This window comes from Limnobacter litoralis (genome assembly GCF_030160455.1).
Taxonomy (GTDB): domain Bacteria; phylum Pseudomonadota; class Gammaproteobacteria; order Burkholderiales; family Burkholderiaceae_B; genus Limnobacter; species Limnobacter litoralis.
Window position 1 is genome coordinate 42028 of the sequence record NZ_BSOJ01000009.1, and the last position, 24437, is coordinate 66464.

Consider the following 24437-nt stretch of genomic DNA (forward strand, 5'->3'; position numbering starts at 1 on the left):
AATAAAAAATAGATTGGTTTCAGGTGAGATCGGGCGCCTTGCGAAGCGCAATTTTAAGCAGATCGGCCACCGTGGTGACTTCAAGCTTGTCCATGATGTTGGCGCGATGGGCTTCAACGGTTTTGATGCTGATGTTCAGATCATCGGCGATTTGCTTGTTCAGTCGGCCGGCAACAATTCGTTCCAGAACCTGCAATTCACGGGTTGTCAGCTTCGAGTACAAACTGTCGATTCGGGCAGACACCTTGGTCAGTTCGAACAGCTCTCTCGCTTTGGTCATGTTGCTGTCAATCAGCGCCTTGATCTTGACTTCATCAAACGGCTTTTCGAGAAAGTCAGAGGCCCCTTTTTTCATGGTTTCAACGGCCAGGTTCACGTCCCCGTGACCGGTGATGAAAATGATGGGTACAGTGATTCCTTTCTGGTTCAAGATGTCCTGAACTTCGAGGCCAGACAGTTTGGGCATGCGAATGTCCAGACACAAAACCGCCTTGCAGGGCCATTGAAACTGCTCAATAAACAATTCAGGGTCTTCGTAAGTGATCACCTGATAGCCTTCGGGTTCGATCAACCATTGCAACGAATCTCTGACCGCCTCGTCATCATCAATGATGTACACGGTTTCAGGCGCGTCAACGGTGCGGGTGGGAATTTTATACATTTGGTTTTTCCATGATCGGTTCGGTCTGCATGCTGCGAACGCTGAGTTCGGCAAGGGGTAGGGTGAACTTGAAAACACTGCCACCTTCCGGGGCGGATTCAACCCACAGTTGACCTTGATGATACTCAATTATGGTCCGACAAATGTTCAGACCCATGCCCATTCCGTCCGATTTCGTCGTGAAAAAGGATTCAAACAGTCTTGATTTGATGTCTTCCGGAATACCTTGTCCACGATCCTGAACCATCACCGTGGCGATCTTTCCGGAGGCCAACACAGAAATACGGATCTGCTTGTCCTGCGAATCCAGTGCGTGCATGGCTTCAATGCCGTTTTTAATCAAATTCATCAAGACTTGCTCAATCAACACCGGGTCTGCCATCACTTGAAGGCTGGGGTCAAAGGGTTCAATTTCAATGGTGGCGGCCTGGTGCCGGGCATCCAGTCTTGAAAAACCCACCGCGTCTTCAATGATTTTGCCAATCCGGCAATCGCTTCGTTTGGGCTCTTGTTGCTTGACGAACTCCCGGATGCGTCGAATGACATCGCCGGCACGTTGCGCTTGCACATTGGTTTTCTCAAGCACGGGCAACAGTTCTTCGGGCGTGACCTTATTGCTTCGCAGCCGATTGATGCAACCCATGTTGTAGTTTGCAATCGCAGCCAGTGGCTGGTTGATTTCGTGCGCAAGCGATGAAGCCAGTTCACCCAAGGTGATCAGTCGGGAGGTGAATTGCAGTTTCTCCTGCTGTTGGCTGGAGAGGTTTTCTGCCTCTTTGCGCGACGAAATGTCAGTGGCCACCTGCATGGTGACGGTGGCGCCGTCCACCCAGGAAATGGCTCGCCTGCGTACTTCAAACCACCGCAAGCTAACCGGGTTTAGCCATTCAAAGGGTTCAAATTGGGAAGGGCGGTTTTTGCTGTTTTTAAACACTTTGGGTGGGCTCGCCTGCGCAAACCAGTCCCGGTGCAGACGGTTTGCAAAAATGTACTGTCCCTCGGTCATGTCAGGCGTATGCACGCACACTGCGGCATCCAGTTCTTCAAGAATGCGCACGAAGCGGCGATGTGCAGCGGCCAGTTCATCCCGAATACGACGTGGCTCGGTGATGTCGGTCATGGAGGTCATCCAGCCGCTCTGGTTGCCATCGCTGTCGATCAGGGGCGACACGTACATGCGCGCGTCGAAAAGACTGCCGTCGCGGCGTTTAACCTGTACTTCAATGCCTTGCGAGGGGGCTTGCCCAGCCAGAATAAGATCAAGGTTGAATTGCTGGTTTTGGTAGGAGCGTTCTGGCCAATACGGAAATGGGGGCAGCATGCCGACCAGTTCGGACTCCCGAAAGCCAGTCATCTTGCAAAATGCCGGGTTCACGTAAGTAATTCGCCCTTGCATGTCGATGGCACGCATGCCAGTGACCACGGAGTTTTCCATCGCCCGTCGAAACTTGGTTTCAGCCAGCAATCGACGCTCGGCATTGGTGCGCAATTTGGCGTGCCTGAACAGCAGTACAAAACTCCAGACAATGACCAGAGACAAGCCGATCACCGTCCAGGCGAGCATGTTTGAGAAAAGCTCTGTGGAGGTGCGGTACAACACCGCACGCAGTTTCAGGCCGTATCCCGGTGGGTCAAGTGGCACTTCGTGGCTGAGTTTTGCATTGTCAATCGAGCGCGATGTGTTTGATGCAATGGTGTTGCCCCCACCATCCACGATTTTGACTTGGTAAAGCTGGGTAAACGAGGGCGGTACTGCGTCGCGCAATAAGGCATTCAGGGGGATCGTGGCGACCACCGTGCCTTCAAACACATTGTGAATGAACCACGGCGCATGAATTTCGATGTACACCGTGTTGTCCGAGCTGAGAGAGGGCCGTGAAAACACCGGTGTTTTACTGTCACGCGCCGCATTGAAGGCCCAATAACTCTCTGCATCTTCCACGGATCTATCGGTTTTGTGGAAATCCTCCACCACGCGGTTTTTGGGCAACGTCACCTGGTGGGCAACCCGCTCACTGTCGATCAGCAAAACACTGCTGACCTCTGGTGCGTCGTTCAGCAGGGCATCCGCGTACCTTTGAAAGTTCTGTGTGGGTGGCGTGTCCTGCTCCAGGTTGTGCGAAATTTGCATCAACCGGTCCTGGATGGCCAACAGGCGCGTGCGAATGGTCTGACGGGCCAGTTCGACGTCGTGAATGGTGCGCAATTGCGCTTGATCCTGATCCTCGGTGTGCAGGGTGTAGAAAAAAGCACCCATGGCCAGAATGAACAGAATGATCCCGATCAATGGGGTGGCCCAAACCAGAGGACTGGTGCGGGATTGTTCGCTCAGTTTCACGGACTTGAATCTGCCAAAAAATGCTCAATGGCTTCAGTTTACAAAACAAGTCAGCACAGGTGTGAAACTCCGTTCGTTTTGAGGGATAACCCCCATGAAGCAAAAGGCGTAGGATGAAACAAGGAGTCTGTTTTTAGCTTAGTGTTTTCCACTATATGAAATTTGAAATCACAGTTTGAAATTTTCAAAATTTGGTGCCATACTCTAAAAATGCTGGTACCCCGCGTGGGGTGCGCGTGCGTGCAAACAAACACAATAGAAACCAGGAGGAATGGATGTCAGCTCTACCCAATTTTCCGCACTCGGTTGACCCCGATGCACAAGAGACCCAGGAATGGCTTGAAGCACTTGAAGCAGTGCTTGAAAACGAGGGGCCAGAGCGCGCCCACTACCTGCTGGAGCAGTTGATTGACAAGGCACGACGAAGTGGTGCCTACATTCCTTTTTCAGCCAACACGGCGTATGTCAATACCATTCCGGTGCATCTTGAACAGCGCTGCCCGGGCAACATTGAATATGAAGAGCGTCTGCGCTCCTGGATGCGCTGGAACGCCATGGCCATGGTCGTACGCGCCAACAAAAAGAGCCCGCCCGATGGCGGCGATCTCGGCGGGCACATTGCGTCTTTTGCTTCTCTGGCAACCATGTTGGGCGTCGGTTTCAACCATTTTTGGCATGCTGAAGCAGAAAACCACGGTGGCGACTTGCTGTACCTTCAAGGCCACGTATCTCCCGGAATTTACGCACGCGCCTTTCTTGAGGGGCGTCTGACCGAAGAACAGCTGGACAACTTCCGCCAGGAGGTCGATGGCAAAGGCTTAAGCTCTTACCCACACCCCAAGTTGATGCCTGATTTCTGGCAGTTTCCCACTGTGTCCATGGGTCTTGGCCCATTGATGGCCATTTATCAAGCCCGTTTTCTGAAGTATCTCCACGCCCGTGGCATTGCCGACACCTCCAAGCGCAAAGTCTGGGTGTTCTGTGGCGACGGCGAAATGGATGAGCCTGAGTCATTGGGGGCGATCGGCATGGCCGCTCGCGAAAAGCTGGACAACCTTGTGTTTGTGGTCAACTGTAACCTGCAGCGCCTGGACGGCCCGGTGCGTGGCAACGGCAAGATCATTCAGGAACTGGAAGGAGAATTCCGCGGCGCTGGCTGGAACGTCCTGAAAGTGATTTGGGGCGGCTATTGGGATCCACTTCTGGCCCGCGACAAAGAAGGTTTGTTGCGCAAGGTCATGGAGGAAATGGTCGACGGCGAATACCAGAACTGCAAGGCCAATGACGGTGCTTACGTGCGCGAGAAGTTTTTCGGCAAGCATCCCAAGTTGCTCGACATGGTCGCCCGAATGACCGACGAGGACATCTGGCGTCTGAACCGTGGGGGGCATGATCCGCACAAGGTGTACGCCGCTTACAAATCTGCCTCTGAACATGTGGGTCAACCGACTGTCATTCTTGCCAAAACCGTCAAGGGCTTCGGCATGGGTAAAATCGGCGAAGGCAAAAACACCACCCACCAACAGAAAAAGCTGGATCTGCAGTCCATTCGCGAATTCCGCGATCGCTTCAACATTCCGATTCCGGACGACAAGCTGGAAGAGGTGCCTTTCTTCAAACCTGCTGATGACGCGCCTGAAATCAAGTACTTGCACGAGCGCCGCCAAGCTTTAGGCGGTTACCTGCCCAAGCGCCGCCGCAATGCAGACGAGCAACTCAAGGTGCCGGCACTGGATGCATTCCAGGCGGTGTTGGAGCCCACCAAAGAGGGTCGCGAGATTTCCACAACGCAGGCTTTCGTTCGTGTGTTGACCGCTTTGACGCGAGACAAAGAGCTGGGGCAGCGCATTGTCCCCATCGTGCCCGACGAAGCCCGTACATTCGGTATGGAAGGCATGTTCCGTCAATTGGGTATCTATTCTTCACAGGGCCAGTTGTACGAGCCAGTCGACAAAGACCAGGTGATGTACTACCGCGAGGACAAGGCCGGTCAAATTCTGGAAGAGGGTATTAACGAGGCTGGCGCTTTCAGTTCATGGATTGCCGCTGCAACGTCCTACTCCACCAACAACCGCGTGATGATTCCGTTTTACATCTATTACTCGATGTTCGGTTTCCAGCGTGTGGGCGATCTGGCCTGGGCTGCAGGCGACATGCAAGCCCGTGGTTTCTTGCTGGGCGGTACTGCCGGGCGCACTACGCTGAACGGTGAAGGTCTGCAGCACGAAGATGGCCACAGCCATATTCTGTCTGCCACCATCCCGAACTGTGTCAGCTACGACCCCACCTTCGCCCATGAACTCGCGGTGATTATTCACGATGGTCTGAAGCGCATGGTTGAGAACAACGAAAACGTCTTCTATTACCTGACCGTGATGAATGAAAACTACGCTCAGCCCGGTCTGGAAAAGGGCACGGAAGAGGGCATCATCAAGGGCATGTACGTGTGCCGCAAGTCCAAGGCCAAGAAAAAGCTGAAGGTTCAATTGATGGGCTCAGGCACGATTCTGCGAGAAAGCCTGGAGGCAGCCGAGCTGCTGGAACAGGACTGGGGCGTGGGCGCCGATGTGTGGTCTGTGACCAGCTTCACCGAGTTGCGTCGCGAAGGCCTGGATGTCGAGCGTGAAAACATGTTGCACCCCACCAAGAATGCCAAAGTGCCCTACGTGACCCAGTGTCTGGCCAAGTCCGAAGGTCCGATTGTTGCATCCACCGATTACATGAAGCTCTTCGCTGACCAGATTCGCCAGTTTGTACCGAAGGGTCGCGAATACAAGGTGTTGGGCACAGACGGTTTCGGTCGTTCCGACTTCCGCTCCAAGTTGCGTGAACATTTTGAAGTGAATCGTCATTTCATCGTACTGGCCGCTCTGTGTGCCTTGGCCGATGAAGGGGCCATTCCCATGTCCAAAGTGGGTGAGGCCATCAAGAAGTACGGCATCAATCCTGAAAAGGTCAACCCGGCGCACGCTTGAATTGGCGGCTTGAACGAACAAGAAAGAGAGGAATGTCATGACGATTGAAATCAAGGTGCCCGACATCGGCGATTTTTCCGAGGTTGAGGTCATTGAGGTGTTGGTCAAAGAGGGTGACACAGTGAGTGCGGAGCAATCCATCATCACCGTGGAGTCCGACAAAGCCAGCATGGAAATTCCGTGCCCCACAGCGGGCGTGGTCAAAGAGTTGAAGGTGTCACTGGGTCAAAAAGTGGCTGAAGGAACGCTGATGTTGGTTCTCGAGCCTGCATCAGGCGCTGCGCCAGCGGATAAAAAGCCTGAAGCCGCGGCGCCTGCCGCAGCACCCGCCCCCGTTGCTGAGGCCCCCAAGGCTGAGTCAGCGCCAGTGGCCACTCCTGCCCCAGTCGATTCACCGTTGCCTGTGGCTCCAGGTAAAACCCATCCGGTTCCGGTTGAAATGCATGAACCCACTGCGGTGAATACGGCGCTGCCACACGCCAGTCCGTCAGTGCGTCGTTTCGCGCGCGAATTGGGTGTCGACTTGGGCAATGTCGGCGGGTCTGGACCAAAAGGTCGCATTACGCCTGATGACGTGCGCAATTACGTCAAGCAGGCTGTGGCTGGTGCCCTGTCCGCACCGGCGGGCAAGCCTGCGTCTGGTGGTGCTGGTCTGGATCTTCTGCCATGGCCGAAGGTTGATTTTTCCAAGTTTGGTGAAACCGAAGAACTGGAGTTGTCCCGAATCAAGAAGTTGTCGGGTCCCAACCTGCACCGCAATTGGGTCATGATTCCGCATGTCACCCAGTTCGACGAAGCCGATATCACTGATCTCGAGCAGTTCCGCAAAGACACCAATGCGGCATTGGCTAAACAGGGTGTGAAGTTGACCATGCTTGCCTTCGTCATGAAGGCTTGTGTGACGGTATTGAAAAAATACCCGGCGTTTAATTCGTCTTTGTCCGAAGGCGGAGACAAGCTCATCCTCAAGAAATTCTGGAACATTGGCTTTGCTGCGGACACACCGAATGGTCTGGTGGTGCCTGTGATCAAAGGTGTCGACCAAAAAGGTTTCGCGCAAATCGCCAACGAGCTGGGTGAGCTGTCGGCTCAGGCCCGAGACGGTAAGCTCAAGGGTGCAGACATGCAAGGTGCCACGTTCACCATCTCTTCCTTGGGTGGCGTAGGCGGCACGGCCTTTACGCCCATCATCAATGCGCCTGAAGTGGCCATTCTTGGGCTTTCGAAGTCACAGATGAAACCCGTCTGGAATGGCAGTGCTTTCGAGCCGCGTTTGATGTTGCCTTTGTCCTTGTCATACGACCATCGGGTTATTGATGGTGCACAGGCTGCCCGATTCACCACAGAGCTGGCCGGTGTGCTGGCCGACATGCGCAAAGCGCTGCTGTAAAGGGGGCAAAAATGAAGTTATTGGTACCTGACATTGGCGATTTCGCCGAAGTTGAAGTGATCGAGGTTTTGGTCAAGGTTGGCGACAAAGTTGAGAAAGAACAGTCGTTGATCACTGTCGAGTCCGACAAGGCCAGCATGGAAATTCCAGCGTCTGAGTCGGGCGTTGTCACCGAAATGTTGGTGAAGCTGGGTGACAAAGTTGCCGAAGGCAAACCCATTTGCGTGATTGATGCCGCTACTTCAGGGACTTCATCTGCCCCAGTCAAAGAGGAACCAAAGGCCAGCGCCCCAGTGGCACCCACTGCCGCTCCGGTTGTCGCACCTGCGCCCACTGCCAGTTCATTTGCCGGAAATGTCGACATTCAGTGTGACATGCTGGTGCTCGGTGCAGGCCCCGGGGGTTATTCTGCGGCGTTTCGCGCTGCCGACCTCGGCATGAACACCGTGCTGGTGGAACGGTATGAGTCTCTGGGTGGGGTGTGTTTGAATGTGGGTTGTATTCCGTCCAAGGCACTGTTGCACACTGCCCAGGTGCTGGAAGAAGCGCAACACATGGGTGAGCATGGCATTGCATTCAAGGCTCCCAAGGTGGATCTGGACAAATTGCGTGCGCACAAGTCTGCGGTCGTATCCAAGTTGACCGGAGGCTTGGCGGGTATGGCCAAGGGTCGCAAAGTGCAGGTGGTTCATGGCGTAGGGCAGTTCGTTGGCGCCAATCACCTTGAAGTGACCGCGGCGGATGGCAGCAAAAAGGTAATTGCTTTTGCAAAGGCCATTATCGCTGCCGGGTCACAGCCTGTGCACTTGCCTTTCATTCCGGAAGACCCGCGCATCGTAGACTCCACTGGCGCACTTGAGCTGCCACAGATCCCGAAGCGCATGTTGATCATTGGTGGCGGCATTATCGGTCTGGAAATGGCCACTGTCTATTCCGCCTTGGGTGCAAGGCTCGATGTGGTCGAAATGCTGGATGGTTTGATGCAGGGCGCTGACCGTGATTTGGTCAAGGTTTGGCAAAAGCGCAACGCACCGCGTTTCGACAACATCATGCTGAAAACCAAAACGGTGGGTGTCGAGGCCAAGAAAAACGGCATTTTGGTGACTTTTGAGGGCGAGCAAGCCCCCAAAGAACCCCAGCTTTACGATTTGGTTTTGGTGTCCGTAGGGCGTACTCCCAACGGCAAGAAAATCGCCGTTGACAAGGCTGGCGTTCAGGTGACAGACCGCGGATTCATCCCGGTGGACAAGCAAATGCGCACCAATGTGCCTCATATTTTTGCGATTGGCGACATTGTTGGCCAGCCCATGTTGGCCCACAAGGCCGTGCACGAGGCCCACGTCGCTGCCGAGGCTGCTTTGGGTGAAAAGGCGTTTTTTGATGCGCGAGTCATCCCGAGCGTGGCCTACACACATCCCGAGGTGGCTTGGGTAGGGGTCACTGAGGAGCAGGCCAAAGACCAGGGCATCAAGTACGGCAAGGCCGTGTTTCCTTGGGCTGCTTCTGGGCGTGCGATCGCCAATGGTGCGGACGATGGCTTTACCAAGCTGATTTTTGATGAAGCCACGCATCGAGTCATTGGTGGTGGCATAGTCGGCATGAATGCAGGTGACTTGATCGGCGAGGTTTGCCTGGCCGTTGAGATGGGTGCAGATGCAACCGACATTGGCAAGACCATTCACCCACACCCAACGCTGTGCGAAAGTGTAGGCATGGCAGCTGAGGTGTTTGAAGGCGTATGTACTGACCTTCCAGCTGCCAAGAAGCGCTGATTTTCAGTTTTGAGGGATGAAAAAGGCCACAGCCCGGTTTGTGGTGTGGTCTTTTTTGCTTTAATGATGACATTGAACAAATTAAGCAGGATTGATTGGAAATGGACGCCCTGAGTTTAAAAAAGCTGGTTGCAAAAGCGGCACTTGAATATGTAGAGGCTGGCACTGTGCTGGGTGTTGGCACCGGCTCTACTGTGGATTGTTTTCTGGATGCGCTGGCTGAGTCGGGTCTTCAACTCAAGGGGGCTGTGTCTTCCTCGGTGCGATCAGAGAAAAAGCTGCGCGACATGGGTGTCCCCATCGTGGAGATGAACGATGTCACGGAGTTGTCTGTTTATGTGGATGGTGCAGACGAAATTGATCCAGAGTTTGCTTTGATCAAGGGTGGTGGTGGTGCCTTGACCCGCGAAAAAATTGCGGCGGACATCTCGAAAAAGTTCGTTTGCATTGCCGATGAATCGAAGTTGGTTCCCGTTTTGGGCGCCTTTCCGTTGCCTGTGGAAGTCATCCCGATGGCCCGGGAGGCTATCGCCAGAAAGTTAAATGCCTTGGGTGGACGAGCTGTGCTCCGAGCTGGTTTCACAACAGACAACGGCAATGAAATTCTGGATGTGCATGGGTTGCAAATTCAGGATCCAGCTGCGCTTGAGCAGGCGATTAATCAGTGGCCGGGCGTTGTCACAAATGGCCTGTTCGCGCTTCGCCGCGCGGATGTGGTGCTGTTGGGCACCCAAAATGGTGTCAAAACGCTTTAAGGAGCGCACAGAGACAATAATTTGTCATAATGGTATGACATATTTGAAATGATTTTTTTACATCGTCTCCAAGGGTTATTGAATGACTGAGCACACCTCCAAACAATACGATGCCGAACTTGAGTCTCTGAGGTCTCGCGTGCTTCAGATGGGTGGGCTTGTCGAGAATCAGATTGTTTCAGCCATCGAGGGTCTGAACTCACTGAGCGATGACACGCTGTTTAAAGAGGTCATCGGTCGCGAAAGCGAAGTCAACAAGATCGAAATGGAAATTGACGAGCTTTGCAATCACATTTTGGCTCGCAGGCAACCCGCTGCAGTCGACCTGCGTTCTGTGCTGGTTGCAATCAAGATGATTCGTGATCTTGAGCGCATTGGTGACGAGGCTGAAAAAGTGGCGCGCATGGGCCTGATGATTGTTGAAGCCGGTAAAAACTACGTCCCCAAAGTAGACCTTCAGCGCATGGCTGCCAATGCCATCGCCATGTTGCGCAAAGTGCTGGATTCTTATGCACGGGTCAACGCCGTGTCTGCCGCTGAAGTGGTTAAGGCAGACCAGGAGGTCGATGACGAGTTTCGAGCCATCATCCGTCAGTTGATCACTTTCATGATGGAAGATCCAAGAACAATTTCCAGGTCAATCGAGATTCTGTTTATCGCGAAAGCGATCGAGCGGATTGGTGACCACGCCAAGAACATGTCTGAGCATGTTGTTTACATGGTTCGCGGCCGTGACGTTCGTCACAAGGGTGCAGACGTTGTTGCACAGGAAGCTGCTGAAAAATAAGCGATTCCAAAGCAGCTTGCATTGAGGATGGATACGCCCTGAGGTTTCAGGGCGATCTTCCAAGCAGTACATAGGCCACCGACAGTCTCAACAATGTGCAAACCGCGGTAATGGTCATTGCATAGAAAACCGCACACATGGCCGGCCACTGCAGGTATTCCAGCGTAGCGCCGATCAAATACGTTCCCACCGTTAGTCCAACCCACCGCTTGAAATAAAGCAGCAAATAGTGTCTTTGACGCACGTTGTAGCGTAGGGCGGCTGCCTTTTGAAATCCTTCAATGTGACTGGCGTCTTTGAAGAGCCAGTCGAAGAAAAAATACCTGAACCAAGGGCTGGATGGATTGAACTGCATGGCGGGTCCGAAGAGTACCGGTGACTTCAGTATGCCTCTTCAAACCCTGGATGAAAAGGTTTTTAACCCTGAGTGGGGGGCACGTAACCCGCGGCTTGTTCTGCGCCGTCACCGAAGAAGTGCTTCTCCATCTGTTCCATCAGGTATTTGCGGGCCCTTGCATCGGCCAGGCTGAGACGGTTTTCATTGACCAGCATGGTTTGATGTTTCAACCAGTCTTGCCAAGCCTGTTTGGATACATTCTCGAAAATCTTTTTGCCCAACTCGCCCGGGGCGGGTGGGAAATCGAGTCCCTCGGCTTCTTTGCCGAGTTTGACGCATTGAACCATTCTAGCCATGTCGAATTTACTCCAGATTATTTGGGGTGTTTAGCGTAAGTCACGAAATCAAAGCTCCAGGGGCGGTCGGCAGTGGCCGGGTTGTGTACCCTGGACGATTCCGTGAAGCGGGTTTTGTCCACCGGTGGCAGGTAGGCGTCTCCCTTGAATTCGGCATCAATTTCGGTCAACAGCAATTCATCCACACGCTGCTCTAAAAGCGCCTGTGCGTACAACTGGCTGCCGCCGATCAAATACACCTCGCTGAACATTTTAAGCCAGTTTGTGGCGTCAGTCATGTTGCCAACCACCGCTATCCTTGTTTGTGAATCCATCGGAAGTGGTTCGGGAAAACGAATGAGCTCACGGGGTGTGCCGTCTTTGGCAGGTGCAGGAACCCATTGCGCCTGACTGCTCAGCACGACATTGAGCCGGCCAGGCAGGGGGCGGCCAATGGATTCGTAGGTTTTTCGTCCCATCAAAACCGGGCTGCCCATGGTGGTTGCCTTGAAATAGGCGAGATCTTCAGGCAAGTGCCATGGCAACTTGTTGTCCAGGCCGATGACGCCGTTTTTTGCAACGGCAGCTATCAATTTGAGAGTCATGCTGTTTAAACTGCCACTGGTGCCTTAATGTGCGGGTGGCACTGGTAATTCAAAATTTCAAAGTCTTCAAACTTGTAATCGAAGATTGAGTCTGGCTTGCGTTTGATGTGTAGCGTAGGCAGCGGGAAGGGCTCGCGGGCAAGTTGGGTTTGAACCTGCTCGAGATGATTGCTGTACAGGTGACAATCGCCGCCGGTCCAGATGAAATCGCCCGGTTGAAGATCGCACTGCTGGGCGATCATGTGGGTCAACAGAGCGTAGCTGGCAATGTTAAAGGGCACACCCAGGAAGATGTCTGCGCTGCGCTGGTAGAGTTGACAGGACAACTTGCCGTCAGCCACATAAAACTGAAACAGGGCATGGCAAGGTGGCAGCTTCATGTTGTTGATTTCTGCCACGTTCCAGGCACTCACAATGTGCCTTCGGGAATCCGGGTTGCGCTTGATTTGATCCATCAGTTGCGAAATCTGGTCGATGTGACGGCCATCCGCCGTAGGCCAGCTGCGCCATTGGACGCCATACACCGGCCCCAGGTTACCATTTTCATCGGCCCATTCGTCCCAAATGCTGACACCATTTTCTTTCAGATAGGCAATGTTGCTGTCGCCTTTAAGAAACCAGAGTAACTCGTGAATGATGGAACGGGTATGCAGCTTTTTGGTGGTCACCATGGGAAAGCCATTGGCCAAATTGAATCGCATCTGGTGGCCAAATACGGACAGGGTGCCGGTGCCGGTTCGGTCCGTTTTGCGGGTGCCGTGTTCCAGCACGTGCTTCATCAGGTCGAGGTACTGTTTCATGGGTTCAGATCACTTGAAATATTCGCCTAGTTTAACTGAGCAGCTGGCCGTATCAGGCTGTCATAGGTCTTTTCGGCCGCCTCGTCAATGAACTGCAGTGACGCGAGTTTGGCATACAGGCCATTTTGAGCCACAAGGGACTTGTGGGTGCCTGTTTCCACAATTTCGCCCTCATTCATGACCACGATTCGGTCTGCTGCCATGACTGTGGCCAGCCGATGCGCAATGATCAAGGTCGTTCTTCCGTGCCTGGATCGTTCAATCGCTGTTTGAACAAGACGTTCGCTCTCTGCGTCCAGGCTGGCGGTGGCTTCGTCCAGCAGCAAGAGACTGGCATTGCGCAGAATGGCCCGCGCAATGGATACCCTCTGTCGTTCGCCACCGCTTAAACGCACGCCTTTTTCACCCACTTCAGTTTGAATGCCGTCCGGGAGACGATTGACAAACGTAGTGGCTGCGGCGTCGTCCAGTGCCTTCAGTACGTCGGAATCGCTGGCTGCAGGATTGCCATATCGAATGTTGTCACCCAGTGAGCCCGAGAACACCACGGCTTCCTGAGACACGTAAGCACAGCGGGCACGCCATTGATCAACATGGAGGCTTTGCAAGGCTTGGTTTTCGATCAGAATTTCGCCTGAGGTAAGGTCATACCAACGCAGAAGCAGGTTAAACAGCGTCGATTTGCCAGCGCCTGATGGCCCTACGATGGCGACAGTTTCGCCTCGGGGGATCTTCAGACTGAAGTTCTTGAGAATTGTCCGGTCTGGCGCAGAGGGATAACGGAACTCCACATTTTTGAATTCTATCTCGAAGCCGCCGACGGCCTGTGGGGGCGCATCGCCAGTGCGTCGCAGCGTGGTGTTGAGGTTCAGCAGTTCTATCAGTCGCTCAGCCGCGCCCGCAGCGCGCTGAAATTCACCCAGTACCTCTGACAGAGCGGCAAAGCCGCCGCCCACGAAGGCCGCGTACATGACGAACTGGGCGAGTTCACCGCTGCTCATGACACCCTTGGCCACGTCGTTGGCGCCCATCCACAACACCACAATAAGCCCTGCGAATGCCAACCCGATGGCGACAAACATCAGGCCCGAACGATTGACGGTTCTGCGCTTTGCGGCAGCGTAGGTCAGTTCGCTGGCCATGGAAAATTTTTCCGCCTGCCGGTGTTCCTGATTGAAGGCCTGAACGATGGTGATGTTGTTCAGCACTTCCTGTGCGATTGCGCTGCTGTCGGCCAGTTTGTCCTGGCTGGTGCGCGAAAGTGAGCGAACCCGGCGGGCCAGAATAATGACAGGCACCAGCACAACAACCACAAGCACCAATACTGCACTCGACAATTTCGGGCTGGTCAGTATCAACATGATCAATCCACCGATCGTGGTCAAACCATTTCGCAGTGCAAACGACATGCTGCTGCCAATCAGGGTTTGTATCAGTGTTGTGTCTGCGGTCAGTCTTGACAGAACTTCGCCGACCTTCAGGCTTTCAAAAAATTCGGGCCTTTGAACCAGCAGGTGGGAATAGACGCGGGTTCGTAGATCGGTGGACACCCGTTCGCCCAGTGTGGTCACCAGGTAGTATCGTGTTGCACTGGCCGCAGCGAGCGTGAACACCAGCAGCAGAAGTACACCAAATGCCGCGTTTAAGCCGTCCATCTTTTGACCAGACAAATACCCGCTGTCAATCAGGCGTCGGAACATCAACGGCAAACTGAGCGACATGGCCGAGCCTACCAGTAGGGCCAAAAGTGCACTGAAGGCCCACCCTTTGTGTGGCGTCAGAAGGCTGCTTAATGTGGTGCGTAGTGATCGGTAAGGTTTGTCTGTTTTCATGTGGGTGATCACAAAGTCATGGGGCGGTCGTAACCGGTCATTTCAAGATATCCCTTGCCCCACGCACTGTTGGCGGAAGGGCCTGTTACTTGAACTGCACCCTCCCAGTACTGGTTTCCGGTACTTCCCCGCGCGTCCAGTTCCTGATCAGCAAAGAGTGGAATAAGCGTGTAAGTTTCGTCATCGAGGTGCAAGGCTTGCGACACGGGGTATCGAATGCCAGTGTGTGGTGAAAGCCATTGCTGCAGCGTTTCGAATTTCACCTGATTGTACACGTGCACATGGCCAGCGTTGTCGCGCTGTGCGGCGTACTTCCAGATGACGGGGTCATTGGGGTTTTTGGGTCGAATCCGGAAAGCCATGATGGATTGCCCGGCGTTACCCTGTAAGCCCACCCAGTCCCAGCCCGCCGCGTTTGGGCTGAGCACCGTGCTGGACCATTCGTGATCCATCCAGAAGCTGCCCGTGACGGCATGGCGTTTGCCGTCCCACTCCAGGGTGCCTTCGACCTGAAGGTGCGGCAGGGTGATGTAATAGCTGCTCTCGGACAGTGTTGGTCCTTTCTGGGAAAAGCCATTCAAGCCCTGAAACCACGGAGGCTGGGTTTGTTTGGCTTTCCACTGCACCGTAAAGTCATTGGTTTGAATGTTGCATAGCCAGCTTTCACCCTGTTCTGATTGCAAGGTCCAATCGCCAAGGCGCAGTTCAAGCGCTTTTTTACCGCCACGGATGTAGTCGTTGACATAGCCTGCTCTGGACACTTTTTGCGCATGCATGAGGCGCTTTTTGGAAGGCAAGGAAACAGCAGCATGGCCGATGATCAGTTGATCAGGATTAAACCGACTGGGATTCCTCAGGTCTACTTCAGGTGCATTTCTGAAAAATGTCACCTGCATGCCAAAAGGTTCTGGCAACGTAGGGCTGGTAAACCACCCTGTGAAATACCACCATTCATTTTTGTAGTCTGGGTGAGGACCGCAATCCGCCGGCAGCACAGGCAGGCGCAACGGTGTTGGGTGATCGTATTGACGCATCAGCGCGTTTGACGCAGGCCAGACAGAAACAGAGCCAGTTGCCAGAGCACTGCCGCAAAGCCATTGAATCCATTCACGCCGATTCATGACCAATCCTCTTTCAATTGTCCGATCACTTGTTTGCCCAGGGCGTGTTGAATGGACAGGGCCGCCGTGAGACAGGACACGGCAATTAACCCTGTGCACATGACGCCCAGGTCCCGCCAGGGCGTATACCACTCCATACTCCAGTGAAATGACTGCGGATTGACGACAAACACCAGGATCCAGGCAAAGGCCAGGCCGATCAATAGCCCAAGGCCACACGCCAGGCTGGAGGCCAGCAAGCCCTCTCGCAAAAGCAGGCCCAGCATCGTGGTTTTCTGTGCGCCGATGGCCGACAGCAACGCAAATTCCCGCTTTCTTTGAAGGCCCATGGCCGAAAAGGCGGTGGCAACACCAAACAGGCCAATCACCAGCGCTGCCACCTCCAGCAGATAGGTGACTGCAAAGCTTTTGTCAAAAATCGCAAGACTGATCCGTCGGATTTCATCCGGTTGGGAGAATGACACCGGGGTCTCGTCCAAGTGTTGGCTTGCCAGCGTCTCAAGCTGCTTGCGCAAGTCGGCAACGGACACTCCGGGTTTGGGCCACAGGGCAGCCTGAGTGTGTGGCAGGTCGAGTCCAAGTTTTTCAAGAGACTGCTGTGAAACCACAATGGCACCGTGCTGACGCGCATAGTCACGCCAGATTCCCATGACCTTCACCTGCAAGGCGTGGCCGTTGTCCAGCTTCAGTGTGAATTCGTCGTTCAACTGCTTTCCGTAAATGTCGGCCACAGGTTCGCTCACCCACGCAGGCACCGATCCCGGTGAAGGATCTGACTGTGCATGAGGCCCAATCAAGGGAAGGCGGTTTTCGGCCAATTGGGCCGTCAAGGGCCTTGAAATCAATTCGACCGCAGGTCGAGCCGGGTCGATGGACAAATGCGTTTGACCCAAAAATTCAACCTTGCCCAAGAGACTGGAATTCCGGATTTCGGCTTGCAGCTTTGGCGGTATCTGTTCCACTTCAGGGTGCTCGGTTTTCAGGTACAAAGGAGCTGGTAAAACCTGATTCAGCCAGTTGTCCAGCGATTGTCTGAAGCTGTAGATCATGACATGCATGGACACCACAAGGGCAAAACTTGCGACGACACCAGCCAGACCCACTGCCAGAAGATTGGGGGTGCTGGCCAGTCGATTCACAGACATTTGCCACATGGACCTGACTTGCTGACGCGGACGCATGATCCATCTGACCGCAGGCCCTATCAAGAGGATGCCCCCAAACAGTCCGAATGCAACGGCGAGATAGCCACCCACTGGAATATTGCCAACGGCCGGGATGAGCAGGCAGGGCAATGCAAGGATCAACAGCGCAATGGCGGGTACATGGGCCCTGTTTGCAAATTGCAGGCCAGATTCTTCAGACCCGGTTCTGAGCCGTCGGTTGAGTGACAGAGCCCGAGCCTGACTGGCAGGCAGCAGGGCCCCCAGCATGGCGGTAAGCAGCCCGAAAGCGGCATACATCAGCGCTGCCGCTCCATTGAATTCGAGGCTTGAGCGGTTTGAAGCAAAATAGCCTGCGCCCAGATCAGCGCCCAGGTGGCTTACCACTGCGCTGGCCAGACTGAATCCGAGGGCGACACCGCCCAGGCTACCGAGCACACCAATGCAGGCAGCTTCGGCCAGAATTTGGCGACGCAGCGTGCTTTGTTTCATGCCGATGGCGCCCAGCAGTGCCCATTGCCTGGCGCGTTGGGCGACTGAAAGCATTTGGGTCGAAAAGCTTAGAAAGCCGCCTGTCAGCAAAGCAACCATGGCAAGGATGGACAGATTGGCCCTGTAGGCCTGAGAGATGCTGGCGCCCTGAGCAGTTTGCTCGCTGACCGTTTCGAAATGACCAAAACCCGAAAATTCAGGGCCATACTTTGCGCGGAATTGATCAACACTGATTCCATCTCGTAGTTTGATGTCAATTCTGGACAACAAGCCGATTTGCCCAAATTGCCACTGCACTGCTGCAATGTCACTGACTGCAAGCGTCTGGCCAGTGCCTGCTGCCGGTACGCTGCCCTCGACTCGCCACACTTCATTTTTGCCGTTGTGCGAAGTCTGCAGTGTAATTGGCGCTACTTTGCCCAGTTTGTTGGCAAGCGCCGGGCTTAACATGACTGAACGGCTGCCTAAAAAGGCCGTTTGCGAGGTGTTGTCATTCGGATGCCCGATCAAATTGGGTGTCACAAGCGCTGCGCGAAAGACATCCAGACCGATCCATTCGATGGGGTCTTTGAGCCCGTTAATTTTGACAGTTGCTTGAACAACAGGCGAAGCAACGCGCACATCGGGATTGTCGTCCAGTCGATCCAGTGCGGCCTCTGGCACTGTTTTGCTGAATGGCAACAGTTGCAAGTCCGCTTGCCCCGACAGGGTTCGAATACCGGCTTCAAACTGCTGCAGCGCCTGATGGTGAATCAAATGCACGGCATAGCCCAGCCCAACGCCAACAGCGATAGACAACAGCGTGACCAGCCATTTGACCGGCTGGTCTTTCAGTGCGCCCCAAAACAGCGTGAGTGTCAGTTTCACGTCAAAGACCCGTGCGCCAGATTGAGTTGTTGGTCCAGTTGCAGGGCAATGTGCTGTGAATGAGTCACCAGAACGAGCGCAGCACGCGCTTGCTGGCAGCTTTCCAACAACACTTCAAGCGCAATCTCGGCGTTTTTTTCATCCAGATTGCCGGTAGGCTCGTCGGCCAGCACAATGGGTGGCTTCATGACCAAGGCCCTCGCGATTGCAACACGTTGTTGCTCTCCGCCAGACAGCTCACCCGGTTTTCTATGGCCTTTGTCGGGCAAACCCACTTGTTCCAGAAGATGGGCAGCCCAGCCGTGGTCCACTTTCTGCCCGGCCAGTAAAAGCGGCAACTCCACGTTCTGCTGAGCATTCAGGTGGGGCATCAGGTAATAGGCTTGAAACACCAGGCCAATGTTGTGCAGCCGACGCATTGCCAAGACGTCGTCGCTCATGGTTTGAAGGTTCTGACCCAACCAAAGCACTTCACCTTGGTCGGGTCTTTCAAGCCCTGCCATCAAATGGAGCAATGTGGATTTTCCGCTGCCCGATTCACCAAGAATGGCAACACTTTCTCGAGGGCCAATTGAGAAGTCAAGCCCCGTGAAGAGCCTGACCCCGCCAAGCGATTTGCTTGTGTTGTGTAGAGCAAGAAGGTTTTCAGAGACTGAATTCACCAGGTACCGCCTGAAGGTGAAAGTAAGACAGCCTTATTCTGCCATACCACCCACGACCGTGCTGTAACCGGCGTCCACATAAGTGATTTCAGCCGTCACGCCTCGCGCAAGATCGCTCAGCATGAAAGCGGCCACGTTGCCCACATCCTCAATGGTGATGTTTCGGCGCAGTGGTGCTGCGTCGGCCACTGCATGCAGAATTTTGCTGAAGCCTTTAATTCCACTGGCTGCCAGGGTTTTGATGGGGCCGGCAGAAATGCCGTTGACCCGAATGCCTTTGGGGCCCAGTGATTCAGCCAGATAACGCACGGAGGCTTCCAAAGAGGCTTTGGCAAGGCCCATGGTGTTGTAATTCGGAACCATGCGCACCGCACCCAGGTAGCTTAAGGTCAGCAGTGCACCCTCGCGACCTTGCATCATGGGGTAGGCGGCTTTGGCCAGTGCCGGGAAGCTGTAGGCTGAGATGTCGTGCGCGATGGCAAACGCCTCGCGCGACAAGCCTTCCAGGAAGTCACCTGCGATGGCCTCGCGCGGGGCAAAGCCTATGGCGTGCACCAGCCCGTCCAGCCCATCCCATTGTTTGCCCAGCTCGGAAAACAGGTTTTCGATCTGGCTGTCTTCGGCCACATCAAGCGGAAACACCAACTTGGACCCGAATTCAGCCGCCATGTCGGTCACACGATCCAGAAAACGGTCGTTTTGATAGGTGAAAGCCAGTTCTGCGCCTTGGCTGTGGCAGGCCTTGGCAATGCCATAGGCGATCGACCGGTTTGACAACAAGCCGGTGATCAATATTTTTTTACCTTGCAGGAATCCCAATTTTTATGCTCCCGAGTTGAAAGACTGTTTTCGTAACAGTCGCCCATTATAGGCATTTTGCATCAGGAGCGATTTGAGAGTGCCTTGGGTTGTGGCATTTGCTTGACCGCCCAGGCCTGTTGGCTGCGAATGGCCAGATACGAGGTGAACTGGCGCGCGCAGTTGTCCCAGGTGAACTGGCTTGCATACTGCCGGGGTACGCTGCGATCAATTTTCAGCGCCGCGAGTGCAGCCCTTTGCAGGTCGGTGTGAAGTACACCCGCGCCTGATCCGCCGATGACATCCAGCGGGCCCGTCACCGGAAAGGCTGCTACTGGGCAGCCACACGCCATGGCCTCTAGCAGCACCAAACCAAAGGTGTCGGTCAGGCTCGGAAACACAAAGACGTCGGCAGTGCGGTAAAGCTCGGACAGCGCTGCGTGTTTCAGCATGCCGAACCAGCGCACGCCTGGAAATTTTTTCTCAAGCGCCTTGCGCGCAGGGCCATCGCCGGCCACCCATTTTTCGCCTGGCAAATTCAGGCTCAAAAATGCCTCCAGGTTTTTTTCCACGGCCACTCTGCCTGCATACAGGAAGACAGGCCGGGTCACCAAGGTATTGTTCAGTTGGCGAATCAGCTCCAGTTGTTGCTGATCACACGCGGTCAACGCCGCTGGCGCGTGGGCCATTGAGTAGGCTGCCTTTGATGGGGCCGGGTTGAAGCACTGGGTGTCAACACCGCGTTGCCAAAGCACGCAGTTGGACAATCCACGGCTTTGCAGTGTGGCAATCATGCTGGGCGTGGGCACCATGACGGCCTTGGCGGGCTTGTGGAACCAGCGAAGTAGCCGAGCCGTCCAATTGACGGGGAGGCCAAATCGCGCCTTGACGTATTCCGGAAACTGGGTGTGGTAGGCCGTCGTGAAGGGAATGGACTTGGCCCGAACCAGCAATCGTGTTGCTAACCCGATTGGCCCCTCAGTCACGATATGCACCGCGTCTGGATTGAAGCCTTTCAATGCACGCATCACTTCTTTCCATGGCCACAGCGCCAACCGTATTTCAGGGTAAGTGGGGCAGGGCACCGTCTTGAAAAGACCAGGGTGAATGACTTGCACTTCATGCCCCTGATCGGCAAGCTTTTGGGTCAATTGGGTCAGGGTTTGAACCACGCCGTTGACCTGCGGGGCCCAGGCGTCTGTTGCGATCAGGATTTTCATGCGTGCGAGTCCTCTTTTTGGTCGCTCAATTCGACGGCTTTGCGCTTTTTGACGCGATCTGAGTCCCGGTAAGGCCAATGGACGATCGAAAGATCTCCCTGAGGGCTTTCGACCAGTGCGGTCAGACTTTCAACCCAGTCCCCATCGTTGCAGTAGGTCAGGCCCTCGACTTCCTTGATTTCAGCCTTGTGAATGTGTCCGCACACCACGCCGTCATAGCCACGCTGACGCGCCTCTGCGATCAGGATGTGTTCGAACTCCAGGATGAAATTGACCGCGTTTTTGACCTGGTGTTTCAAGTACTGGCTTAAAGACCAATAGGGGTAGCCAAGCTTGATGCGAATGTTGTTGACCAAGCGGTTCAGTGTGAGTGCGAAGTTGTAAAGCGTGTCGCCGAGGTAAGCCAGCCATTTGGCGTACCGCACCACTTGGTCAAATTCATCGCCATGCAGCACCCAAAGGCGTTTGCCTTTGACTGTGACGTGCACGGTGTCATGCAGAATCGGGATTTCACCGAAGGTCATGCCGCAAAACTGACGTGCTGCCTCGTCGTGATTGCCCGGAATAAAGACCACATGTGTGCCTTTTCGGGCTTTTCTGAGCAGCTTTTGAATCACGTCGTTGTGGCTTTGTGGCCAGAACCAGCCTTTCCGAAGTTGCCACCCGTCGATGATGTCGCCCACCAGATAGATGGTGTCGGCTTCGTGGTGGCGAAGAAAACTGAGCAGAGCGTCAGCCTGACAGCCCGGCGTGCCAAGGTGGATGTCGGATAACCAGATTGTGCGGTGAACCGATTTGGGCAGACCCGTGGGAGGTTCTGACAAATGGTCAGTGGTGTCGTCGAACGCGAGGGTGGCAGTGGCCTGCCTGGTCAGGTTCTGGAGCGTGTCTTTTTTCATGAATGAAGTAATGGCTTTCATGAAAACTCATTGGACACCCTCTATTTGACCCCCTCGTGACAAATTGATGACGTTAATGTGACAAGGTGCTCAAGCCTCAAGGCTTTTCGGCAACCACCAGGTAAAACCATACAGCAGCGTTTTTGAAGCCACTTCCAGCGTGGGCAGGTTCTTGCCACGCAGCTTGATCAGCGCCACGGGAATTTCCAGGGCATGTAACACAGTCAGCACCAATGCCATCAGGACCAGGAAGGGCATGAACAGGCTAAGCACCATGTAAGCGGGGACAACAATCCAGAAACCGTTCAATAGTTTGCGGGCAGATTCAAAAGATTTGGGGGACAAATTCAGGGCCATGTTGACTCGAGTGATAAAAAAGTAACGGACTGACAATATTTCTTGTCAGAAGTTGTGTCAAGCAAATCGTGTAATTCGATGGGCAAAGCTTTGACAAAACTTTCGAATGCTGTAGAATTGCGCCCTCAGCACAGGCGCGTAGCTCAGTTGGTTAGAGCATCACCTTGACATGGTGGGGGTCGTTGGTTCGAATCCAATCGCGCCTACCAGAAGGCTTTCAAGCTTTCTGTGGCATATTGTGCAAAACCTTGGTTTTGGTCTTTGGGGCCAAGGCTAAAATAGAAAGTGCGACCTAGGCCGCACTTTTTTTTCGTCCATCGATTTGTACCAACAAGGTAAGGGAAGAACAATGCCAGTAGTCCGCCTTCCTGACGGTTCTGAACGTCAATTTGAAGCCGCTGTCACCATTGATCAGGTTGCTGCCAACATTGGCCCCGGTTTGGCCAAGGCCGCACTGGCAGGCAAAGTCAACGGCAAACTGGTTGATACGTCTTACCGAATTGAAAGCGATGTAGACCTGGCCATTGTGACTTCGAAAGACGCTGAGGGTCTGGACCTGATCCGCCACTCAACCGCGCACCTGCTGGCTTATGCCGTCAAGCAATTGTTCCCCAGTGCGCAAGTCACCATTGGGCCGGTCATTGAAAACGGCTTTTATTACGATTTCTCCTTCGAACGCCCCTTCACGCCTGAAGACCTTGAGGCCATTGAAAAGCGCATGCAGGAACTGGTCAAGCTGGATGAAACCGTTACTCGTGAAGAATGGCTTCGCGACGACGCAGTGGAATTCTTTAAAAAGCAAGGCGAGCATTACAAAGCAGAGATCATTGCCAGCATTCCGGGCAATGAAACCATTTCGCTGTATCGGGAAGGCGAGTTCATCGACTTGTGCCGCGGTCCCCACGTTCCGTCAACCGGCAAGCTCAAATACTTCAAGTTGATGAAGGTGTCTGGCGCTTACTGGCGCGGCAATTCAGACAACGAAATGCTGCAGCGTATCTATGGCACCGCCTGGGCCACCAAAGAAGACCTGGCCGCTTACCTGCATCGCCTCGAAGAGGCGGAAAAACGCGATCACAGGAAGCTGGGCAAGCAACTCGACCTGTTCCACATGCAGGATGAAGCGCCTGGCCTGGTGTTTTGGCACCCCAAAGGATGGGCCATGTGGCAAGAGGTGGAGCAGTACATGCGCCGCGTCTATCGTGAGGGTGGCTACCAGGAAATTCGCTGCCCGCAGATTTTGGACCGCAAGTTGTGGGAGCGGTCAGGCCACTGGGAGGCCTATCGCGAAAACATGTTCACGACTGAATCTGAAAAACGCGACTATGCCCTGAAACCCATGAACTGCCCTGGGCATATCGAGGTGTTCAAGTCTGATCTGCGGTCCTATCGCGATCTGCCGCTGCGCTACGGCGAGTTTGGTGCATGCCACCGAAACGAGAGTTCCGGTGCACTGCACGGCATTATGCGTGTGCGCGGTTTTACTCAAGACGACGGTCATATTTTCTGCACCGAAGAGCAGGTGAAGGCTGAGGTAACCCGATTTAACCAGGATGCAATGCGGGTGTATGCCGATTTCGGTTTCACTGACATTGCCGTCAAGCTTGCTTTGCGCCCGGCAGTGCGTTTGGGCACCGATGACGTGTGGGACAAGGCTGAGGCGTCGCTGCGTGACGCGTTGACCGCCTGTGGCGTGCAATGGGAAGAGTTACCCGGCGAGGGCGCCTTCTATGGTCCGAAAATCGAGTACCACATGAAAGACAGCATTGGGCGCTCCTGGCAGTGCGGCACCATCCAAGTGGACTTCATGTTGCCGGGGCGTCTGGGTGCCGAGTATGTGGCCGAAAACAACGAGCGCAAAGTGCCAGTGATGTTGCACAGGGCCATTGTTGGCTCTATGGAGCGATTCATCGGCATTCTGATTGAAAACCACGCCGGCAACATGCCGCTCTGGTTGGCCCCGGTTCAAGTGGTGGTCGCCAACATCACAGAGGCGCAGTCAGACTACGCCGCTGATGTTGTACAAATGTTGAAAAATAAAGGCTTACGCGTTGAGGCTGATTTGCGAAATGAAAAAATCAATCGTAAAATCCGTGAGCACACTTTGCAAAAAGTGCCTTACATTGCCGTGGTTGGTGACAAAGAGCGCGATGAGCGCAAAGTGGCCGTCCGCGTTCGTGGCAATGAAAACCTGGGTGCTGTGCCTGTCGAAGAATTCGTCGAGCGTCTGCTCGGCGAAATTCAAAGCCGTGGCTAGCACAAATATTATTT

20 protein-coding genes and 1 tRNA gene are annotated in these 24437 nt (G+C 54.2%); 7 read left to right on the plus strand and 14 right to left on the minus strand.

What is annotated here, in order from left to right; all coding sequences use genetic code 11:
- Positions 1-19 precede the first annotated feature (19 nt).
- Entirely contained in the window at positions 20-661 is a 642-nt protein-coding gene (locus QQJ87_RS04360) for a response regulator transcription factor (protein WP_284280204.1), read from the minus strand.
- The gene (locus QQJ87_RS04365) at positions 654-2999 is read right to left on the minus strand and encodes a PAS domain S-box protein (protein ID WP_284280206.1); all 2346 of its coding nucleotides are present in this window, start codon (positions 2997-2999) and stop codon (positions 654-656) included. Before QQJ87_RS04365 ends, QQJ87_RS04360 begins: the two co-directional genes overlap by 8 nt.
- A 275-nt stretch (positions 3000-3274) precedes the next feature.
- Between QQJ87_RS04365 and aceE the strand changes: the two genes are divergently transcribed.
- The 5 genes from aceE (at position 3275) to phoU (ending at position 10678) form a co-directional block, all read left to right on the plus strand.
- Positions 3275-5974: a pyruvate dehydrogenase (acetyl-transferring), homodimeric type gene (gene aceE / locus QQJ87_RS04370; RefSeq protein ID WP_284280207.1), complete on the plus strand. Its 2700-nt coding sequence runs from the start codon at positions 3275-3277 to the stop codon at positions 5972-5974.
- 37 nt (positions 5975-6011) lie between these two features.
- A complete protein-coding gene (gene aceF / locus QQJ87_RS04375) occupies positions 6012-7364 on the plus strand; it encodes a dihydrolipoyllysine-residue acetyltransferase (protein WP_284280208.1) in 1353 nt (450 codons plus the stop codon).
- Positions 7365-7375: 11 nt separating this feature from the next.
- Positions 7376-9136, plus strand: coding sequence for a dihydrolipoyl dehydrogenase (gene lpdA / locus QQJ87_RS04380; RefSeq protein ID WP_284280209.1), 1761 nt, complete (start codon positions 7376-7378; stop codon positions 9134-9136).
- Between the two features lie 101 nt (positions 9137-9237).
- A complete protein-coding gene (gene rpiA, locus QQJ87_RS04385) occupies positions 9238-9891 on the plus strand; it encodes a ribose-5-phosphate isomerase RpiA (protein ID WP_284280210.1) in 654 nt (217 codons plus the stop codon).
- A gap of 82 nt (positions 9892-9973) precedes the next feature.
- Positions 9974-10678, plus strand: coding sequence for a phosphate signaling complex protein PhoU (gene phoU, locus QQJ87_RS04390; RefSeq protein ID WP_284280211.1), 705 nt, complete (start codon positions 9974-9976; stop codon positions 10676-10678).
- Between the two features lie 46 nt (positions 10679-10724).
- Here phoU and QQJ87_RS04395 read toward each other — a convergent pair whose 3' ends face one another.
- The 12 genes from QQJ87_RS04395 to QQJ87_RS04450 form a co-directional block, all read right to left on the minus strand.
- Entirely contained in the window at positions 10725-11033 is a 309-nt protein-coding gene (locus QQJ87_RS04395) for a hypothetical protein (protein WP_284280212.1), read from the minus strand.
- A gap of 62 nt (positions 11034-11095) precedes the next feature.
- The gene (locus QQJ87_RS04400; protein ID WP_284280213.1) at positions 11096-11371 is read right to left on the minus strand and encodes an oxidative damage protection protein; all 276 of its coding nucleotides are present in this window, start codon (positions 11369-11371) and stop codon (positions 11096-11098) included.
- 17 nt (positions 11372-11388) lie between these two features.
- Positions 11389-11955 (minus strand): dihydrofolate reductase, encoded by a 567-nt coding sequence (locus QQJ87_RS04405; RefSeq protein ID WP_284280214.1) that lies wholly within the window; start codon positions 11953-11955, stop codon positions 11389-11391.
- Positions 11956-11960: 5 nt separating this feature from the next.
- Complete coding sequence (gene thyA, locus QQJ87_RS04410) at positions 11961-12755, minus strand: thymidylate synthase (RefSeq protein WP_284280215.1); 795 nt, start codon at positions 12753-12755, stop codon at positions 11961-11963.
- A 26-nt stretch (positions 12756-12781) separates the two neighbouring features.
- Entirely contained in the window at positions 12782-14587 is a 1806-nt protein-coding gene (locus QQJ87_RS04415; RefSeq protein WP_284280216.1) for an ABC transporter transmembrane domain-containing protein, read from the minus strand.
- 8 nt (positions 14588-14595) lie between these two features.
- Complete coding sequence (locus tag QQJ87_RS04420; protein WP_284280217.1) at positions 14596-15708, minus strand: carotenoid 1,2-hydratase; 1113 nt, start codon at positions 15706-15708, stop codon at positions 14596-14598.
- On the minus strand, positions 15705-18230 hold the full coding sequence (locus QQJ87_RS04425) for an ABC transporter permease (protein ID WP_284280218.1): 2526 nt from the start codon (positions 18228-18230) through the stop codon (positions 15705-15707). Before QQJ87_RS04425 ends, QQJ87_RS04420 begins: the two co-directional genes overlap by 4 nt.
- The gene (locus QQJ87_RS04430; protein WP_284280219.1) at positions 18227-18892 is read right to left on the minus strand and encodes an ABC transporter ATP-binding protein; all 666 of its coding nucleotides are present in this window, start codon (positions 18890-18892) and stop codon (positions 18227-18229) included. Before QQJ87_RS04430 ends, QQJ87_RS04425 begins: the two co-directional genes overlap by 4 nt.
- A gap of 33 nt (positions 18893-18925) precedes the next feature.
- Entirely contained in the window at positions 18926-19711 is a 786-nt protein-coding gene (gene fabI, locus QQJ87_RS04435) for an enoyl-ACP reductase FabI (RefSeq protein ID WP_284280220.1), read from the minus strand.
- A gap of 62 nt (positions 19712-19773) precedes the next feature.
- Complete coding sequence (locus QQJ87_RS04440; protein ID WP_284280222.1) at positions 19774-20910, minus strand: glycosyltransferase family 4 protein; 1137 nt, start codon at positions 20908-20910, stop codon at positions 19774-19776.
- On the minus strand, positions 20907-21809 hold the full coding sequence (locus QQJ87_RS04445; protein ID WP_431310077.1) for a UDP-2,3-diacylglucosamine diphosphatase: 903 nt from the start codon (positions 21807-21809) through the stop codon (positions 20907-20909). Before QQJ87_RS04445 ends, QQJ87_RS04440 begins: the two co-directional genes overlap by 4 nt.
- 90 nt (positions 21810-21899) lie before the next feature.
- On the minus strand, positions 21900-22166 hold the full coding sequence (locus QQJ87_RS04450) for a hypothetical protein (RefSeq protein ID WP_284280224.1): 267 nt from the start codon (positions 22164-22166) through the stop codon (positions 21900-21902).
- A 132-nt stretch (positions 22167-22298) separates the two neighbouring features.
- Here QQJ87_RS04450 and QQJ87_RS04455 point away from each other — a divergent pair.
- Positions 22299-22375, plus strand: a tRNA-Val gene (locus tag QQJ87_RS04455).
- Positions 22376-22515: 140 nt separating this feature from the next.
- On the plus strand, positions 22516-24423 hold the full coding sequence (gene thrS / locus QQJ87_RS04460) for a threonine--tRNA ligase (RefSeq protein ID WP_284280225.1): 1908 nt from the start codon (positions 22516-22518) through the stop codon (positions 24421-24423).
- The last annotated feature ends 14 nt before the right edge of the window (positions 24424-24437 follow it).

What these genes read in the sequence shown, in the direction of transcription:
- QQJ87_RS04360 (WP_284280204.1), bottom strand. Translation starts at nt 661, where the DNA reads ATGTATAAAATTCCCACCCGCACCGTTGACGCGCCTGAAACCGTGTAC.
- aceE (WP_284280207.1), top strand. Translation starts at nt 3,275, where the DNA reads ATGTCAGCTCTACCCAATTTTCCGCACTCGGTTGACCCCGATGCACAA.
- aceF (WP_284280208.1), top strand. Translation starts at nt 6,012, where the DNA reads ATGACGATTGAAATCAAGGTGCCCGACATCGGCGATTTTTCCGAGGTT.
- lpdA (WP_284280209.1), top strand. Translation starts at nt 7,376, where the DNA reads ATGAAGTTATTGGTACCTGACATTGGCGATTTCGCCGAAGTTGAAGTG.
- rpiA (WP_284280210.1), top strand. Translation starts at nt 9,238, where the DNA reads ATGGACGCCCTGAGTTTAAAAAAGCTGGTTGCAAAAGCGGCACTTGAA.
- phoU (WP_284280211.1), top strand. Translation starts at nt 9,974, where the DNA reads ATGACTGAGCACACCTCCAAACAATACGATGCCGAACTTGAGTCTCTG.
- QQJ87_RS04395 (WP_284280212.1), bottom strand. Translation starts at nt 11,033, where the DNA reads ATGCAGTTCAATCCATCCAGCCCTTGGTTCAGGTATTTTTTCTTCGAC.
- QQJ87_RS04400 (WP_284280213.1), bottom strand. Translation starts at nt 11,371, where the DNA reads ATGGCTAGAATGGTTCAATGCGTCAAACTCGGCAAAGAAGCCGAGGGA.
- QQJ87_RS04405 (WP_284280214.1), bottom strand. Translation starts at nt 11,955, where the DNA reads ATGACTCTCAAATTGATAGCTGCCGTTGCAAAAAACGGCGTCATCGGC.
- thyA (WP_284280215.1), bottom strand. Translation starts at nt 12,755, where the DNA reads ATGAAACAGTACCTCGACCTGATGAAGCACGTGCTGGAACACGGCACC.
- QQJ87_RS04415 (WP_284280216.1), bottom strand. Translation starts at nt 14,587, where the DNA reads ATGAAAACAGACAAACCTTACCGATCACTACGCACCACATTAAGCAGC.
- QQJ87_RS04420 (WP_284280217.1), bottom strand. Translation starts at nt 15,708, where the DNA reads ATGAATCGGCGTGAATGGATTCAATGGCTTTGCGGCAGTGCTCTGGCA.
- QQJ87_RS04440 (WP_284280222.1), bottom strand. Translation starts at nt 20,910, where the DNA reads ATGAAAATCCTGATCGCAACAGACGCCTGGGCCCCGCAGGTCAACGGC.
- QQJ87_RS04445 (WP_431310077.1), bottom strand. Translation starts at nt 21,809, where the DNA reads ATGAAAAAAGACACGCTCCAGAACCTGACCAGGCAGGCCACTGCCACC.
- QQJ87_RS04450 (WP_284280224.1), bottom strand. Translation starts at nt 22,166, where the DNA reads ATGGCCCTGAATTTGTCCCCCAAATCTTTTGAATCTGCCCGCAAACTA.
- thrS (WP_284280225.1), top strand. Translation starts at nt 22,516, where the DNA reads ATGCCAGTAGTCCGCCTTCCTGACGGTTCTGAACGTCAATTTGAAGCC.